This window comes from Caballeronia sp. GAFFF1, assembly GCF_023630705.1.
Lineage (GTDB): Bacteria > Pseudomonadota > Gammaproteobacteria > Burkholderiales > Burkholderiaceae > Caballeronia.
In genome coordinates, this window is sequence record NZ_JALQEM010000012.1 from 186,055 (window position 1) to 203,388 (window position 17,334).

Consider the following 17,334-nt stretch of genomic DNA (forward strand, 5'->3'; position numbering starts at 1 on the left):
AAGACCGCAGCAGGCGCCGCACTGAACGAGACGCTCATCGATGAGCGTGCAATGAAAAACGCCTGACGGCGAGCGAGATGGGCTGAAGCCCGCTCGCTCTCGGCACTACGCCGCAGGCGATGGAGCCAATCCGAAGAGTACCGCGCGAGCGTGGCGACGAGCCTGTTCGCGAAGGTATCCGACGACGCTTGATCCCAAGCAATTGCCGCTTTTTCATGACGCAAGCCGCCCATCCAAGGAGAGGTCATGGCTCAGTTCAGTGCAACGCCCGGCAGTTCAGCACTGCCGCCGTATGAAACCCCGTACGAATCTTCCGAGCACGATACCGGCGTGCCCGCCGGCTACAGCGATCGTCTGTACAACGAAGATCTCGCGCCGCTCAGGAATCAGACGTGGGGCGCGTACAACATCTTCGCGTTCTGGATGTCGGACGTGCATAGCGTCGGCGGCTATGTGTTCGCGGGCAGTCTCTTCGCGCTCGGGCTGACGAGCTGGCAGGTGCTCGTGTCGCTTCTGATCGGCATCGGGCTCGTGAATCTGCTGTGCAATCTCATCGCAAAGCCCAGTCAGGTGGCGGGCGTGCCATATCCGGTCGCGTGCCGCGCGACGTTCGGCGTGCTCGGCGCGAACATTCCCGCGGTCATTCGCGGGCTGATCGCCGTAGCGTGGTATGGCATCCAGACGTATCTGGCCTCCAGCGCGCTCGTGATCGTCGTGCTGAAGTTCGTGCCGTCGTTGATGCCTTATGCGGACGTGCATCGCTATGGTTTCGTCGGGCTGTCGGCGCTCGGCTGGGCCGGCTTCATGCTGCTGTGGGTGTTGCAGGCGGTCGTGTTCTGGCGCGGCATGGAGATGATCAAAAAGTTCATCGACTTCGCGGGCCCTGCGGTCTATGTCGTGATGTTCGCGCTCGCCGGATACATGGTGTGGCGCGCGGGCATTCGCAACATCGGGCTGAATCTCGGCGGCGTGAAGTATCACGGCATGGAAGTCGTGCCGGTGATGATCACCGCGATCTCGCTCGTCGTCTCGTATTTCTCCGGGCCGATGTTGAACTTCGGCGACTTCTCGCGCTATTGCAAGAGCTTTCGCAGCGTGAAGCGCGGCAATTTCTGGGGGCTGCCGGTCAACTTCCTCGCGTTCTCGCTCGTGACGGTCATCACGACCGCGGCCACGTTGCCCGTGTTCGGACAACTGATCACCGATCCGGTTGAAACGGTGGGCCGCATCGATCATCCGACGGCCGTCATTCTCGGCGCGCTGACGTTCACCATCGCGACGATCGGCATCAATATCGTGGCGAACTTCGTGTCGCCGGCGTTCGACTTCTCCAACGTCGCGCCGCGTCTCATCAGCTGGCGCATGGGCGGGATGATGGCCGCGACCGCGTCTATCTTCATCACGCCCTGGAACCTCTTCAACAATCCCGCCGTGATCCACTACACGCTGGACATTCTCGGCAGCTTTATCGGACCGTTGTACGGCGTGCTGATTCTCGACTTCTATCTCCTGAAGCGCGGCAAGCTCGCGGTGAACGACCTCTACACGACGTCCGACACCGGCAAGTACTGGTACACGAAGGGCGTGAATCGCCGCGCGGTCATGGCGCTCTTGCCCGCCGCAGTCATCGCGATTCTGTGCGTGATGCTGCCTTCGCTCGAAGGCGCCGCGAACTTCTCGTGGTTCATCGGCGCGGGGCTCGGGGCGTTGTTCTACTGGATGCTGGCGGATCGCAAGCACATGGCTTGAAGTGAAGGCAACCTGATCCGCCGCGACACGTCGCGGCGGACGGAAAGACGCAATAAGCAGGAGACAGCAATGCGCATCAAACTGATCAACCCGAACACCACGCAACGCATGACCGAGTCGATGGCCCGCTGCGCGCGTGAAGTCGCAGCGCCCGGCACGGAAATCGTCGCGGTCAGCCCGACGATGGGCCCGCCTTCCATCGAAGGTTATTACGACGAAGCCGTCGCCTCGCTCGGGCTGCTCGCCGAAGTGGAGGCGGGCGAGCGGCAGGGCTTCGACGGCTACGTGATCGCGTGTTTCGGCGACCCGGCGCTCTATGCCGCGCGCGAACTGGCGCGCGGGCCCGTGATCGGCATCGCGGAAGCGGCAATGCACGCGGCGAGCGTCATTGCGCCGGGCTTTTCCGTCGTGACGACGCTGCGGCGCACGTGCGGCATGGCATGGCATCTCGCCGAACGCTACGGCATGACGCGCTTCTGCAAGAACGTGCGTGCGACGGACGTCGCGGTGCTCGAACTCGACGAGCCCGGCTCGGCGGCGCGGCAGACGATCATCGACGAATGCCGGCGCGCGCTCGACGAGGACGGCTCGGACGCCATCGTGCTCGGCTGCGCGGGCATGGCGGAATTCTGCCGGGAAGTGGAAGACGCCATCGGCGCGCCGGTCGTGGAGGGCGTGACGGCGGCCGTCAAATGGGCCGAGGCGCTCATCGCGCTGAAGCTGAACACGGCCAAACGAGGCGACTTCGCGCGGCCGCTCGCGAAACGTTACGACGGCGTGCTGTCCGATTTCGGCCCGCGCTAGCCGCGTGAGAGTGTGAAATACATACCGGCGACGTGACCCGCAATATCTGCGCCGCTGTATGGGCGCGTCCGGGCGTTTTCGCTACACTGAATCGTCGACATTCCGTTGTTCAACGCCCCGATTCCTGACCCAGCCATGTCTCTCGATCCGAACTATCCACGCGACCTGATCGGCTACGGCCGCCATCCCGTGCAGGCGAACTGGCCGGGGCGTGCGCGCGTCGCCGTGCAATTCGTGCTCAATTACGAAGAAGGCGGCGAAAACTGCGTGCTGCACGGCGATCCCGGCTCCGAGCAGTTCTTGTCGGAGATCGTCGGCGCGGCGTCGTATCCGGCGCGTCACATGAGCATGGAGTCCATCTACGAATACGGCTCGCGCGCAGGCGTCTGGCGCATCTTGCGCGAGTTCGAGAAGCGCGGCTTGCCGCTTACCGTGTTCGGCGTCGGCATGGCGATGGAGCGGCATCCCGAGCTGTCGCGCGCGTTCGTGGAACTGGGGCATGAGATCGCCTGCCACGGGTATCGCTGGATTCACTACCAGGACATGTCGCCGGAGCGCGAAGCGGAGCATATGCGCCTCGGCATGGAAGCCATCGAGCGGGTGACGGGCGTGCGCCCGCTCGGCTGGTACACGGGCCGCGATAGTCCGAACACGCATCGGCTGGTGGCGGAATACGGCGGCTTCCTTTACGACTCCGATTACTACGGCGACGACCTGCCGTTCTGGATGGACGTCGAACTCGGCAGCGGCAAGACCACGCCGCAACTCATCGTGCCGTACACGCTCGACACCAACGACATGCGTTTCGCCACGCCGCAGGGCTTCAATACGGGCGACCATTTTTTCACCTACCTGCGCGACGCCTTCGACGTGCTCTACGAAGAAGGCGACGAAGCGCCGAAGATGCTGTCCATCGGCATGCACTGCCGGCTGCTCGGCCGTCCGGGGCGTTTTCGCGGGCTGCAAAGGTTTCTCGATCACATCGAAAAGCACGACCGCGTGTGGGTGACGCGGCGCGTCGATATCGCACGGCACTGGCGCGAACATTACCCTTACGATCAAACGCAGGCAGACAACGGGACGGCGGCATGAAGGCGATGCAAACCACACTCGAGAAACTCAACTCCATGCCCGCCGACGCGTTCGTGACCGTGCTCGCGGGCATCTTCGAGCATTCGCCGTGGGTCGCGGAGATCGCGGCCAAGAAGCGCCCGTTTTCGAGCGTCGACGAATTGCACGCGACGATGTCGCAGGCGGTGGAGGCGGCGGGCGAAGAGAAGCAACTCGCGCTCATTAACGCTCACCCGGAACTCGCAGGCAAGGCGGCGGTGCGCGGCGAACTGACGGCCGAATCGACTCGCGAGCAAAGCGGCGCCGGTCTCAATCTCTGCGCGCAGGAAGAATTCGACAAGCTCCAGGCGCTCAACACGGCGTATCGCGAGAAGTTCGGCTTCCCGTTCATTCTCGCGGTGCGCGGCTATGACCGTCACGGCATCATCGCGAACTTCGAGGCGCGCGTGAATCACGACCGCGCTCAAGAGCTTCGCACGAGTCTGGACCAGATTTACCGGATCGCGCGCTTCAGGCTCGACGACCTGATAGCGCAGTGAACCGCATTTCCCCGTATAGACAAGGACGAAGACAATGGCAATTCCGACACTCGATCCCAACGCGCCCGATTTTACGCGCCGCTATGTGAATCTCGCGGACCCGCGTCTGGGCGCGCAGGCGCTCGAGGCGAGCGACGATTTCTTCGCGCCGAAGGAACGCATGCTGAACCCCGAGCCGGCCGTGTTCATTCCCGGCAAATACGACGAACATGGCAAGTGGATGGACGGCTGGGAAACGCGACGCAAGCGCACGACCGGCTACGACTGGTGCATCGTCAAGCTGGCGCGGCCGGGCGTGATCAAGGGCATCGATCTGGATACGAGCCACTTCACCGGCAACTTCCCGCCGGCGGCGTCGATCGAGGGCGCGCATGTCGCCGACGGCGCGCCGAGCCAGTCCACGCAATGGACGGAAATCGTGCCGTCCACGACGCTGCAGGGCAACAGCCACCACTATCTGGACGTCGCATCGGCCGAGCCGTTCACGCACTTGCGCGTGAACATCTATCCGGACGGCGGCATCGCGCGGTTGCGCGTGTACGGTCAGCCGCAACTCGACTGGCGCAACGCGGATCGCAATGAACTGTTCGATCTCGCCGCGATGGAAAACGGCGCGTACATGGTCGGCACCAACAACCAGCACTTCGGTCTCGCGTCCACGCTTCTGATGCCGGGCCGCGGCGTCAACATGGGCGACGGCTGGGAAACGCGCCGCCGCCGCGAGCCGGGCAACGACTGGTGCATCGTCGCGCTCGCGCAGCCGGGCATCATCAAGAAGGTCGAAGTGGATACCGCTCACTTCAAGGGCAATTTCCCCGACCGCTGCTCGCTTCAGGCGGCGTATGTGAAAGGCGGCACCGACAGCTCGCTCGTCACGCAGGCCATGTTCTGGCCGGTGCTGCTTTCGGAACAGAAGCTGCAGATGGACAAGCAGCACTTCTTCGAGTCCGAACTCGCGGCGCTCGGGCCGGTCACGCACGTGCGCTTCAACATCTACCCGGACGGCGGCGTGTCGCGCCTGCGTCTTTTCGGAACGCTTGCATGATGAAGACGCTCGCGATCGAACCCTTGACGCGCGCGGCGTTCAGGCCTTTTGGCGATGTGATCGAGCTCGACGGCGCGAAGCAGATTCCAATCAACCTCGGCACGACGATCCGCTTTCACGATCTCTGCAAGGTCGATGTGACGGACGAGGGCGGCCGCACGCTCGTCAATCTCTTTCGCGGCCAGCCGCGCGTGCTGCCGTTCGAAGTGAAGATGATGGAGCGGCATCCGCTCGGCTCGCAGGCGTTCATTCCGCTCGACGAGCGGCCGTATCTCGTCGTCGTCGCGCCGGCGGGCGAACTCGACGAATCGAAGATTCGTGCGTTCGTTACGCGCGGCTGGCAGGGCGTGAACTACGCGAAAGGCGTCTGGCACCATCCGCTCATTGCGCTTGGGAAGGTCAGCGATTTCATCGTCGTCGATCGCGGTGGCGATGGCTTGAATCTGAACGAGCAGGACCTGAGAGAGTCGTTGTGGCTGACACAAGAGGCGCTGCGCTGAGTCGTCGCGCGTATTGCGCGTATCGCCCATGGCAGTCACGGAAAGACCGGCGCAGCATGGCCGGTCTTTTTTATTGCGCGCTACACTATTCCGCTCATCCCGACCAAGCGACTCACGATGCCAGCACGCCAGATCGACCTACGCAGCGATACCGTCACCCGCCCGAGCCAAGCGATGCTCGCCGCCATGTCAGCCGCCGAAGTCGGCGACGACGTCTGGGGCGACGATCCCACGGTGCTCAAGCTCCAGTCCACGCTCGCCGCGCGCACCGGCAAGGAAGCGGGCCTGTTCTTTCCGAGCGGCACGCAAAGCAACCTCGCCGCGTTGATGGCGCACTGCGCGCGCGGCGACGAGTACATCGTCGGGCAGGCGGCGCATACGTACAAGTACGAGGGCGGCGGGGCGGCGGTGCTCGGCAGCATTCAGCCGCAGCCAATCGAGAATGCGCCCGACGGTTCCTTGCCGCTCGACAAGATCGCGGCGGCGATCAAGCCCATTGACGATCACTTCGCGCGTTCGCGCCTGCTCGCGCTGGAGAACACCATCGGCGGCAAAGTGCTGCCTGCCGACTACGTGGCGCAGGCGACCAAGCTGGCCCGCGATCGCGGACTCTCGACGCATCTGGACGGCGCGCGCCTCTTCAACGCGGTGGTGGCGTCGGACCGGCCGGTGAGCGAGCTGTGCGCGCCGTTCGATACGGTTTCCATCTGCTTCTCGAAAGGCCTCGGCGCGCCGGTCGGTTCGGTGCTGGTCGGCAGCAAGGCGCTCGTGGATGTTGCGCACCGCTGGCGCAAGGTGCTCGGCGGCGGCATGCGGCAGGCGGGCGTGCTCGCGGCGGCGTGCCTTCATGCGCTCGATCATCACGTCGACGGCCTCGCGCAGGATCATGAGAACGCGGCGCGGCTCGCAGCGGGGCTCGCCGGCATCGACGGAATCGTGATTCAGTCGCAAGCCACCAACATGGTGTTCGCGCAGATTCCCGAAAAGCATTGCGCGCCGCTCGAAGCGTGGCTCAAGGAACGCGGCATTCTCACGCAGATGCTCTACGCATCGCGGTTCGTGACGCATCGCGATGTGTCGCGCGACGATATCGACACAGTCATCGACGCGGTCAAAGCCTACTTCGCCGCGCAATGAAAAAACGGCCCGAGCGGCAGAAGCCGATTCGGGCCGTCTCCCCTGGAGCACGACGCTTACTGCACCGCGCCTCCGTCAAACCATGCAGCAATCTTCTGACGCTCGGCATCCGTCATTTGCGTAACGTTGCCGAGCGGCATCGCTTTCAACGTCACCGCCTGCTGATGCACGCGCTGCGCGTTCTGGCGAATTTCGGCGGGCGTGTCGAGGAGAACGCCTGCCGGCGCGCTGCCCATCATCGTCGGATGCGCGGAGTGGCAGACCGCGCAACGCTGCTGAATGATCGGCTGAATGTCCGCGACCTTGATCGTCGGCGCACCCGCGGCGTGCGCGACCGGCACCGTCGGCGCGGGCATCGTCCAGGCGAACGCGCCGAGAACCAGTACGAGACCGGCAACCGGCATGTACCACAGCACCTGTCCGCGATGGCGCATCACGAAGAACTGACGGATCAGCGCGCCCGCCAGCATGATGAGCACGAGGATCACCCAGTTGTACTTGTGCGTGTAGGTCATCGCGTAGTGGTTCGACAGCATCGCGAAGACGACCGGCAGCGTGAAGTACGTGTTATGCACGGAACGTTGCTTGCCGCGCTTGCCGTAGATGGCGTTCGGCGTTTCGCCCTTGAGCATCGCCGCGACCATCTTGCGCTGTCCCGGAATGATGACGAAGAACACGTTTGCCGACATGATCGTCGCGATCATCGCGCCGGTGATCAGATACGCCGCGCGGCCCGAGAACACGTGGCACGCGACGAATGCCGCGATCAGCACGTAAATGCCCACGCAAATGCCGAGCAGCTTGTCGTTGTGGCCGAGCAGGCGGCACAGCGAATCGTAGACGATCCAGCCGGCCATCAGAAAGCCGAGCGCCGCCGACACCGCAACGACCGGGCCCATGTCGAGCACGTTCTTGTCGATCAGATACGTGCTCGGCGAGAGCAGATACAGCACGAAGAAGAGGCCGAAGCCGGACATCCATGTGGTGTAGGACGGCCAGAACGACCAGTGAAGGTTCTCCGGCATGTCTTGCGGCGCAACCGAATACTTCTGCATGTGATAGAAGCCGCCGCCGTGCACGTGCCAGAAGTCGCCGAACACGCCGCGCCGGCGCGCGTTCGGGTCCTGCGGCGGTTTCAGGCTGTTGTCGAGCGCGACGAAATAGAACGACTCGCCGATCCACGCGATCGCCACGATCACGTGCAGACAGCGCAAGACCAGATTCAGCCAGTCGGTGATAAAGCCTTCCATGAACTCCTCCACTACCGATTCGTTATGCGCACGCCGTCGATGCGCGGCATGCTGATCGCTCTGCTTGGCGCGGCCGTTAGCTGCCGCGATACGTGCTGTACGCCCACGGTGAAACGAGGAGCGGCACGTGATAATGCGCGGCGGCGTCCGCGATGCCGAAGCGCAGCACGACGCGATCGACGAAGCGCGGCTCGGGCACTGTCACGCCGAGCCCGGCGAAATAATCGCCTGCGTGAAAAACGAGTTCGTATTCGCCGGTTTCGAGTTCCGCGCCTTCGAGCAGCGGCGCATCGCAGCGGCCGTCGTCGTTGGTCAGGGTGGTCTTGATTGCGCGCCGGGTGTCGCCGGATAGCGCGAAGAGCTCGACTTGGATGTGCGCGCCGGGGCGGCCGTGCGCCGTGTCGAGGACGTGGGTGGTGAGCTTGCCCATTCGCATGTTCCTTGTGTTGTGCGATGTCCGGCTCGCGCATCGATCCGAAATCCGCACTGTGGGGAACCGTGCGGCGGCGGCGGATCGAGGCTCCACGTCAGTGGCTACATACCCGTCGGCGTTTCAGATGCGCGCCGTGTACAGCATTGTAGAAATTCGAGACGCGCTGTGCGTCCGCGATAGGAAAGATAATGCCGGGCGCATGAGCGCCGCCGCTCCCGCAAAGCCACGGCGCGCGGACAATCTGCACGGCTTTCGCTGCGATGCTACCTGCGCCAAAATTCGCAGATATATCGCCGGGCTGAAGTCGACTATGACGGCCCCGTGATTGCCGCCATGTTTTTGGCTGCCGACAGTGACACCGCGCGCAATTGAGCCGCGTCCCGAAGACGGCGTTCAACGCTGGGTAACCGGGGCTTTCACGGGTCCTCTTACCCTGATGCAACCCGTTCCCGGAGAACATTCGATGAATGCGACACCCCGCAGCCTGCTTGTCAAGAACGCCCACATGCTCGTCACGATGGACGCAGAGCGCCGCGAAATCGCCGATGGCGGCCTGTATATCGAAGGAAACCGCATCGTGGCGGTGGGGCCGACGAGCGAGCTTCCGAAGACCGCCGACGACGTGCTCGACATGCTCGGGCATCTCGTCATTCCCGGTCTCGTCAACACGCATCACCACATGTATCAGAGCCTGACGCGGGCGGTTCCGGCCGCGCAGAACGCCGAGCTTTTCGGCTGGCTCACGAACCTCTACAAGATCTGGGCGCATCTGACGCCCGAGATGATCTCCGTCTCCACGACGACCGCGATGGCCGAACTGCTGCTCTCCGGCTGCACGACATCGAGCGATCACCTGTACATCTATCCGAACGGCAGCCGGCTTGACGACAGCATCGCGGCGGCGCGCGAGATCGGCATGCGCTTTCATGCGGCCCGCGGCAGCATGAGCGTCGGCCAGAAAGACGGCGGGCTGCCGCCCGATTCCGTCGTGGAGAAGGAAGACGCGATCCTGAAGGACTCGCAGCGCCTCATCGAGGCGTATCACGACGAGGGCCGCTACGCGATGCTGCGCGTGGTCGTCGCGCCGTGCTCGCCGTTTTCGGTGAGCCGCGAGTTGATGCGCGATTCAGCGGCGCTGGCGCGTCAGTACGGCGTGTCGCTGCACACGCATCTGGCGGAGAACGTGAACGATGTCGCGTACAGCCGCGAGAAGTTCGGCATGACGCCCGCCGAATACGCCCAAGACCTGGGTTGGGTCGGCCACGACGTCTGGCACGCGCACTGTGTCCAGCTCGACAAACCGGGCATCGAGCTTTTCGCGCGCACCGGAACGGGCGTGGCGCACTGTCCGTGCTCGAACATGCGGCTCGCGTCCGGCATCGCGCCGATCCGCGCCATGCGCGACGCGGGCGTGCCGGTCGGGCTCGGCGTGGACGGCTCGGCATCGAACGATGGCGCTCAAATGGTCGCCGAAGTGCGGCAGGCGCTTTTGCTCCAGCGCGTCGGCTTCGGACCGGACGCCATGACCGCGCGCGAAGCGCTCGAAATCGCGACGCTCGGCGGGGCGAAAGTGCTGAACCGCGACGACATCGGCGCGCTCGCGCCCGGCATGGCGGCGGATTTCGTCTCGTTCGACCTGTCGCAGCCGGCGTTCGCGGGCGCGCTGCACGATCCGGTGGCGGCGCTCGTGTTCTGCGCGCCGTCGCAGGTCGCGACGAGCGTCATCGACGGAAAAGTGGTCGTGAAGGAAGGGCGGCTGACGACGGTGGATCTGCGCGCGGCGGTCGAGCGGCATAACACGCTGGCGGGCGAACTGGCGAACGCGGCGCACTGAAGGCGGGATGGGCGCCTCATGGCGAGGCGCGTGCCGTCGCAGGTCGCGACGAGCGTGATCGACGGGAAGTGATCGCGAAGAAAGGCGGCTGACGACGGCGAATCTGCGCACGGTCGTTGGACGGCATGCGCGCTGGCGCGCTAACTGGCGAACCCGGCGCACTGAAGCCGCGACGCGCGCCTCCGAGCAAAACGCAGACAGGGTTCGCTGGCGTCACGGCTGGTCGATCAGCGAGCGCGTCGCCTCGGCGACGAGACTGCGCAGCCAGCGCACTTCGTCGGAGTAGTGACACCGCTCATGCCAGAGCTGGTAATACTGCATGGGCGGGAAGTCGAGCGGCGCGGGCACCACCGCGAGCGGCAGAAACTTCGCGTAATGGGCGGCGAAAAGGCGCGTGGTCGTGAAGACGAGGTCCGACTTGATGAGCACGTAAGGCGCAAGATTGAAATAGGGCAGCGTAACGACGACATGGCGCTTCAGGCGTTCGCGCGCCAGATGCACGTCGATTGCTCCGCGCTGACCGACGGAATAGGGCGTCGGCGCGAGGTGCGGCGCGTTGAGGTATTGATCGAGCGTGAGTCCGCCCCGTTTGGCGAACGGATGCGTGTTGCTGACGAGACACACGATCTTGTCGACGAAGAGATTCGACAGATGCAGTTGCTCGGGCGGTTCCGGCCAGTTGCCGACGACGATATCGAGCTTGCCGTCTTCGAGCGCCAGTTCGTAATCGAACGCGGGGCCGAGCGAATGAAACTCGAGCGTCGCGTTCGGCGCGGCCTGCCGGAAACGCTCGACGACGGTCGGCACGAAGAGCACATTCAGATAGTCGGGACAGCCGATGCGATAGCACCGCACGGACGTCGAAGGGTCGAAGTTGTGCTGCTGGACCTTGATCCGCTCGATCTCGCGCAGCGCGTTCTGCGTCGGTTCGAGCAGGCGAAGGCCGTATTCAGTCGGCACCATGCCGGACTTGCCGCGCACGAGCAGCGGGTCGCCGGTGATGTCGCGCAGGCGGCGCAGCGCGGCGCTGATGGCGGGTTGCGACTGATTGAGCTTGACGGCCGCGCGGGTGACGCTGCGTTCCATCAGCAAGGTATGCAAGACGCGCAATAAGTACGTATCGATCGCCTCGCGTTGCTGACTCATGTTATCTCCACTATATGTTCTGGCTGATCGATGAAGGGGTACAACATATCATTTTTAATATGACATAGACTTTGCGTCAAGGTGTGGCTAACCCGCAAATGCTCGCTAGGCGGGGAGTCGCGCTAATTTTGAGTGATCGACTTAGCGTCTCGAATTCTGTAAATTCTGCCCGCGATATGAGTTCGTGCGACAACCGGTGTCTTGCGCTCGCTCTCGCGGTAATCCTTTCCAGCCCGGCCTGCTCGGTGGCCGGGCGCTTATTCAGAGCTCAATGGGCGACGCCATTCAAAAGTCGACAACGCCACCGCGCCTGGCGTTGTCCGGCATCAGCAAGCAGTACCCGTCCGTCAAGGCGAACGACGGCGTGAATCTCGTCGTCATGCCGGGCGAGATTCACGCGGTGCTCGGCGAAAACGGCGCGGGCAAGTCTACGCTGATGAAGATCATCTACGGCGCGGTGCGCCCGGACGAAGGCGAGATCCGCTGGCAGGGCGAGACCGTCGACATCGGCAGTCCGGCGGCGGCGCGCAAGCTCGGCATCGGCATGGTGTTTCAGCACTTCTCGCTGTTCGAGACGCTGACAGTCGCCGAAAACATCGCGCTCGCGCTCGACGAGAAGTTCGACATGAAGGCGCTCGCAAAGCGCATCCGCGACGTGTCGAAGGACTACGGGCTCGATGTCGATCCGCAGCGGCACGTTCATAGCCTCACGGTCGGCGAGCGGCAGCGCGTGGAAATCGTGCGCTGCCTGCTGCAGAACCCGCGGCTGCTCATCATGGACGAGCCGACATCCGTGCTCACGCCGCAGGCGGTGCAGAAGCTCTTCACGGTGCTGCGCCGGCTCGCGGCCGAAGGGTGCAGCATTCTCTACATCAGTCACAAGCTCGACGAAATTCAGGCGCTCTGCGAGAACGCCACGGTGATGCGCGGCGGCCGCGTGACCGGCAATGTCGATCCGCGCAAGGAAACGCACGCGTCGCTCGCGCAGTTGATGGTCGGCCATTCGCTGCCCGATTACACGCGCCGCGCCCACACGCCGGGCGATGCGTTGCTCGCGGTCAGGAATCTTTCGGTGGCGAGCCCTGACCCGTTCGGCACGTCGCTCCAGAACGTGTCGTTCGAGGTGCGCGCGGGCGAACTCTTCGGCATCGCGGGCGTGTCGGGTAATGGGCAGGCGGAACTGCTCGCGGCGCTTTCGGGCGAGATTCGCGATCGCCACGTCGCGGCCGATGCCGTGTCGATCTGCGGCACGTCCGCCGCGCGGCTCACGGCGGGCGCGCGGCGGCGGCTCGGCTTCGCGTTCGTGCCGGAAGAACGGCTCGGGCGCGGCGCGGTCCCGGCGATGTCGCTCGCGGAAAACGGCCTGCTGACCGCGCATCGGCAACAGATGGTGCGCGGCGGCTGGGTCCGCGCCGGCGCGGTGCGCGGCTTTGCCGATCGCTGCATTCAGGCCTTCGACGTGCGCTGCGGCGGTAGCGGCGCGCTCGCGCAGAGCCTGTCGGGCGGCAACTTGCAGAAGTTCATCGTCGGACGCGAGATTTTGCAGGCGCCGAAGGTGCTCGTCGTCGCGCAGCCGACCTGGGGCGTCGATGTCGGCGCGGCCGGCTTCATCCGCCAGCAACTGCTGGATCTTGCGTCACGCGGCGTCGCCATTCTCGTGATATCGGAAGAGCTCGAAGAACTGTTCGACATCTGCGACCGGCTCGCCGTGCTCGCGCGCGGCAAGCTCTCGCCGGTGCGCGCGACAGGCGAGACGAACGCCGAGGAAATCGGCCTCTTCATGGCAGGCTTGTTCGAGGGCAAGCGCGCGCCCGCGGCCGAACTCGATTCTTTGAGCAAATAAGCATGATCTTTCCCTATCGACTCGAAGCGCGCCCGACGCCCTCGCGCGCCATGCAGCTTGCGGTTCCGGTGGTGGCGGCCGTGGCGACGCTCGTCATCGGCTTCCTCATTTTCAGCGTCGTCGGCCAGGACCCGCTGCGCGCGATGCACGCGTTCTTCGTCGAGCCGCTCTCGACCGTGAACGGCTGGTCCGAGCTCGTGCTGAAGGCGTCGCCGCTATGCCTGATCGGGCTGGGGCTCGCGGTCGGCTATCGCGCGAACGTATGGAATATCGGCGCGGAAGGGCAGATGCTGCTCGGCGGCATCGTCGCGGGCGGCATCGCCATTCACGTCGGCGATGCGTCCGGCTGGTGGACGCTGCCGCTCATGGTGATCGGCGGCATCGCGGGCGGCATGCTGTGGGCCGCCATTCCGGCGCTGCTCAAGAGCCGCTTCAACACCAACGAGATTCTCACGAGCCTGATGCTCACGTACGTCGCGACGCAACTGCTGATCTATCTCGTGAGCGGCCCGTGGCGCGACCCGGAAGGCATGAACTTCCCGATTTCCGCGATGTTCGTCGACGACGCCTTGTTCCCGCGTCTCTACGGCGACTGGCACTGGAGCTTCCTGAAGGGCACGCGCATCAACGCGTCGGTGTTTCTGACGGTGATCGCGATTCCGCTCGTCTGGCTTTTCATGCGCAAGAGTTTCGCGGGCTTCCGGATGAACGTCGGCGGTCTCGCGCCGCTCGCCGCGCGCTACGCGGGCTTCTCGGACAAGAAGACCATCTGGACTTCACTGCTGCTTTCGGGCGGACTCGCGGGCCTCGCGGGCATGGGCGAAGTAGCGGGACCGATCGGGCAGCTTCAGGCCGGCTGGTCGCCGGGCTACGGCTTCACCGCGATCATCGTCGTGTTCGTCGGGCGGCTGCATCCGGTGGGAATCGTGCTCGCGAGTCTCTTGATGGCGCTGCTGTATCTCGGCGGCGAAGCGGTGCAGACATCGCTGCAATTGCCGCAGGCGCTCGCGGGCGTGTTCCAGGGGCTGCTGCTGTTTTGTCTCCTCGGCTGCGATCTGTTCGTGAATTACCGCATCAGGCGCAGGACCCCGGCGCACCGTGTTGCCTGAGACTGCATAAGAGAACTCGAAGATGGATATCAATCAAGCCAGCAATCTCGCATCGAGCGCGGTCATCGCGGCCATTCCGCTGATGTACGCGGGCGCGGGCGAACTCGTCGCGGAGAAATCCGGCGTGCTCAACCTGGGCGTCGAAGGCATGATGCTGATGGGCGCGGTCACGGGCTACGCGGTCACGTCGATCACGGGCAGTCCGTGGCTCGGCATTGTCGCGTCGGTGTTCGCGGGGCTCGCGATGGCGCTGCTCTTCGGCTTCCTCACCATCACCATGCTCGCCAATCAGGTCGCCACGGGCCTGTCGCTGACGATCTTCGGCATCGGATTCTCGGCGTACGTCGGCAAGCCGTACACGTCGGCGGCCGTGCGCGCGACCATCGACGTAGTGCCGATTCCCGGTCTTTCGTCGATTCCCGTTCTCGGCCCCGCGATCTTCTCGCTGACGCCGCTCGGCTATCTTGCCTTCTTCATGTTCGCGCTGATCGGCTGGTTTCTTTACAAGACCCGCGCGGGGCTCGTGCTGCGCTCGGTCGGCGAATCGCCGGCGGTGGCGCATTCGGTCGGTTTTCCGGTGGTCGGCGTGCGCTACGGCGCGACGCTTTTCGGCGGCGGCATGGCGGGCATCGCGGGCGGCTACTACTCGATCGTCTATCTGCATGTCTGGCAGGAGCAACTGACCTCAGGCCGCGGCTGGATCGCGCTCGCGCTCGTCGTCTTCGCGACGTGGCGGCCGGGGCGGCTCTTGATCGGCGCGCTGCTGTTCGGGGCGGTGATGGCGCTGCAGTTCTACGCGCAGGCCATCGGCGTGCCGGTGCCGACGCAGTTTCTCGCGATGCTGCCGTATATTGCGACCATCGTCGTGCTCGTGCTGATCTCGCGCAACCCGAACACGATCAAGCTCAACGCGCCTGCATCGCTCGGCAAGCCGTTTTTCGCGGCGAGTTGAAGCGTGTGGCGCGCCGGCGTTTTGCATTCACGGTACCGCATGCAAAGTGCCGCATTTAATCTGCGCGGTCGGTGTGTGTTGTTCCGCCACCGCACCGCGTGCGCCTGAGGTTCCGCCGCGTTTTTTGACCGACGAAACTTCAGGCGAACCGTTTTCCGTTTTGCATACAACATCCAAAGAGGAGCATCACGATGCAGAAAACCTGGCTGAAGGCGATCACGGCGACTGTCGCGCTGTCCGCGACGCTCGCCGCCGCGAGTGCGCAAGCGGCCGACGCCCCGGGCGTCGCCTTCGTCTATCTCGGCAATCCGGGCGATGCGGGCTGGACCTTCGCGCACGACGCCGGCAGCAAGGAAGCCGAAGCGAAGTTCGGCAACAAGATCAAGATCACGCGCGTGGAGAACGTGCCCGAATCCGCGGACTCGGAACGCGTGTTCCGCGATCTGGCTAACAAGGGCAACAAGGTCATCTTCGGCACGAGCTTCGGCTATCAGGACTTCCAGCTGAAGGTCGCGAAGGACTTTCCGGACACGATCTTCCTGACCGCGACGGGCTTCAAGAAGGCGAAGAACTTCGGCACGTACGACGTGCGCATGTATCAGGGCGCGTATCTCGCGGGCGTCGCGGCGGCCTATGTGACGAAGACGAATACGCTGGGCTTTGTCGCGTCGGTGCCGATTCCCGAAGTGGTCCGCAACATCAACGCGTACACTTTGGGCGCGCGTTCTGTGAATCCGAAGATCCATACGAAGGTCATCTGGATCAATAGCTGGTTCGATCCGGGCAAGGAAAAGCAGGCGGCCGAGACGCTGATCGGGCAGGGCGCGGACGTGCTGTTGCAGAACACCGATTCGAACGCGACGCTCAACACCGCGAACGAAAAGCATGTGCACGCGTTCGGCTGGGATTCGAACATGAAGAAGTTCGGCCCGGACGCGCATCTCGGCTCGGTGGTCGCGCACTGGGGCGTGTACTACAACGACGTGATCCAGAAGGTGCTCGACGGCAAATGGAAGAACGATCCGGTCTGGCTCGGCATCCCGCAGAAGGCCGTGGACCTCGAAGACCTGAACACGACCGCGATTCCCGCGAAGGCGGTGCAGTCAGTCGCCGCGAAGCGTGATGAACTGCATTCCGGCAAGTGGGACGTCTTCAGCGGTCCGATCAAGGATCAGTCCGGCGCAGAAAAGGTGCCGGCAGGCAAGACGCTGTCGGACCCGGAATTGCAGCGTATCAATTGGTATGTGGAGGGCGTGGACGGTTCGCTGCCGAAGTAAGGCGGAGGTGGTCATCACGCCGCTCAGAGGGACTTGGGAGGCCGCTCCGATTGCTACCGGAGCGGCTTTTTCTTGACCTGTGGATGGACTAAGACGAACCGCGCTTTGCTGTGCGATGTAACCGCTGAAGCGCGGCGGTGACGATGGAATGGCTCCGCCCTACTTGATGGCCCTGCTCATAGGCGTGACGCGCGGATCGTCGCAAAGCCGATCGCATCCACCGCGGCATATCGGCACCAACGTGACACCGATCTGATTCAGCGTCTGACTGCCGTCATCTGCTGCATCTGGTTTCCTAATGATTCTCTTGTTCAGCCAGATGTTTCCCTCCTTGATTCCAAGCTGAAGCAGATAGGACTCAATCGCCGACGCTCTTTGGCCGGCCAGGGCGTTTGGATTGCGCTCTTTCACATATCCCCCCGCGTACACGATCCCTCGGATGTCGACATCCGGCCATTGGCGCGCGGTAAGTACCATGTCGGCGATTCGGAGCCGGGCAGAATTGGGGATTTCCACGGAGTTGAGTGGCAGACTGCCTTCCATATCTTCCGAGATCGTGCATGCGTTCGCAGTGACTGCCGACCACATCGCGCACAGAAAAAGCGTTGCGCGGATTGTGCCGCGGAGCATTAATTTGGCCACGAC

At 63.9% G+C, this 17,334-nt stretch carries 16 protein-coding genes; 12 read left to right on the forward strand and 4 right to left on the reverse strand.

The window, feature by feature from the left end:
- Window positions 1-246 precede the first annotated feature (246 nt).
- The 7 genes from NCR37_RS05905 (at window position 247) to ltaE (ending at window position 6,845) form a co-directional block, all read left to right on the forward strand.
- Window positions 247-1,749 carry an NCS1 family nucleobase:cation symporter-1 gene (locus NCR37_RS05905; RefSeq protein ID WP_250472176.1) on the forward strand — a complete coding sequence of 501 codons (1,503 nt, stop codon included), beginning with the start codon at window positions 247-249 and terminating at the stop codon, window positions 1,747-1,749.
- A 69-nt stretch (window positions 1,750-1,818) separates the two neighbouring features.
- Window positions 1,819-2,553: an aspartate/glutamate racemase family protein gene (locus tag NCR37_RS05910; protein ID WP_250472177.1), complete on the forward strand. Its 735-nt coding sequence runs from the start codon at window positions 1,819-1,821 to the stop codon at window positions 2,551-2,553.
- A 135-nt stretch (window positions 2,554-2,688) separates the two neighbouring features.
- Complete coding sequence (gene puuE / locus NCR37_RS05915; RefSeq protein ID WP_250472178.1) at window positions 2,689-3,645, forward strand: allantoinase PuuE; 957 nt, start codon at window positions 2,689-2,691, stop codon at window positions 3,643-3,645.
- Window positions 3,642-4,163: a 2-oxo-4-hydroxy-4-carboxy-5-ureidoimidazoline decarboxylase gene (gene uraD / locus NCR37_RS05920; RefSeq protein WP_250472179.1), complete on the forward strand. Its 522-nt coding sequence runs from the start codon at window positions 3,642-3,644 to the stop codon at window positions 4,161-4,163. Before puuE ends, uraD begins: the two co-directional genes overlap by 4 nt.
- Before the next feature lie 34 nt (window positions 4,164-4,197).
- The gene (gene alc / locus NCR37_RS05925) at window positions 4,198-5,208 is read left to right on the forward strand and encodes an allantoicase (RefSeq protein WP_175940172.1); all 1,011 of its coding nucleotides are present in this window, start codon (window positions 4,198-4,200) and stop codon (window positions 5,206-5,208) included.
- Window positions 5,208-5,708, forward strand: a complete 501-nt coding sequence (locus tag NCR37_RS05930) for an ureidoglycolate lyase (RefSeq protein WP_250472241.1) — start codon at window positions 5,208-5,210, stop codon at window positions 5,706-5,708. The genes alc and NCR37_RS05930 overlap by 1 nt, the downstream gene beginning before the upstream one ends.
- A gap of 117 nt (window positions 5,709-5,825) precedes the next feature.
- A complete protein-coding gene (gene ltaE / locus NCR37_RS05935) occupies window positions 5,826-6,845 on the forward strand; it encodes a low-specificity L-threonine aldolase (RefSeq protein ID WP_250472180.1) in 1,020 nt (339 codons plus the stop codon).
- Between the two features lie 56 nt (window positions 6,846-6,901).
- Here ltaE and NCR37_RS05940 read toward each other — a convergent pair whose 3' ends face one another.
- The gene (locus tag NCR37_RS05940) at window positions 6,902-8,095 is read right to left on the reverse strand and encodes a urate hydroxylase PuuD (protein WP_250472181.1); all 1,194 of its coding nucleotides are present in this window, start codon (window positions 8,093-8,095) and stop codon (window positions 6,902-6,904) included.
- Between the two features lie 76 nt (window positions 8,096-8,171).
- Window positions 8,172-8,525 carry a hydroxyisourate hydrolase gene (gene uraH, locus NCR37_RS05945; protein ID WP_250472182.1) on the reverse strand — a complete coding sequence of 118 codons (354 nt, stop codon included), beginning with the start codon at window positions 8,523-8,525 and terminating at the stop codon, window positions 8,172-8,174.
- Between the two features lie 466 nt (window positions 8,526-8,991).
- Here uraH and NCR37_RS05950 point away from each other — a divergent pair, with 466 nt between their 5' ends.
- Complete coding sequence (locus NCR37_RS05950) at window positions 8,992-10,362, forward strand: 8-oxoguanine deaminase (RefSeq protein WP_250472183.1); 1,371 nt, start codon at window positions 8,992-8,994, stop codon at window positions 10,360-10,362.
- A 213-nt stretch (window positions 10,363-10,575) separates the two neighbouring features.
- Here NCR37_RS05950 and NCR37_RS05955 read toward each other — a convergent pair whose 3' ends face one another.
- Entirely contained in the window at window positions 10,576-11,508 is a 933-nt protein-coding gene (locus NCR37_RS05955) for a LysR substrate-binding domain-containing protein (protein ID WP_175940178.1), read from the reverse strand.
- 271 nt (window positions 11,509-11,779) lie between these two features.
- On the opposite strand from NCR37_RS05955, the gene NCR37_RS05960 reads away from it, so the two are divergent.
- From NCR37_RS05960 to NCR37_RS05975, 4 genes are all read left to right on the forward strand, one after another.
- Entirely contained in the window at window positions 11,780-13,351 is a 1,572-nt protein-coding gene (locus NCR37_RS05960) for an ABC transporter ATP-binding protein (protein ID WP_250472184.1), read from the forward strand.
- Window positions 13,352-13,353: 2 nt separating this feature from the next.
- Window positions 13,354-14,460, forward strand: a complete 1,107-nt coding sequence (locus NCR37_RS05965; protein WP_250472185.1) for an ABC transporter permease — start codon at window positions 13,354-13,356, stop codon at window positions 14,458-14,460.
- Window positions 14,461-14,482: 22 nt separating this feature from the next.
- Window positions 14,483-15,412: an ABC transporter permease gene (locus NCR37_RS05970; RefSeq protein WP_250472186.1), complete on the forward strand. Its 930-nt coding sequence runs from the start codon at window positions 14,483-14,485 to the stop codon at window positions 15,410-15,412.
- A gap of 191 nt (window positions 15,413-15,603) precedes the next feature.
- Window positions 15,604-16,689, forward strand: coding sequence for a BMP family ABC transporter substrate-binding protein (locus NCR37_RS05975; RefSeq protein ID WP_250472187.1), 1,086 nt, complete (start codon window positions 15,604-15,606; stop codon window positions 16,687-16,689).
- 159 nt (window positions 16,690-16,848) lie between these two features.
- Here the strand turns inward: NCR37_RS05975 and NCR37_RS05980 are convergent, their stop codons facing one another.
- The gene (locus NCR37_RS05980) at window positions 16,849-17,331 is read right to left on the reverse strand and encodes an OmpA family protein (RefSeq protein WP_250472188.1); all 483 of its coding nucleotides are present in this window, start codon (window positions 17,329-17,331) and stop codon (window positions 16,849-16,851) included.
- Between the last annotated feature and the right edge of the window lie 3 nt (window positions 17,332-17,334).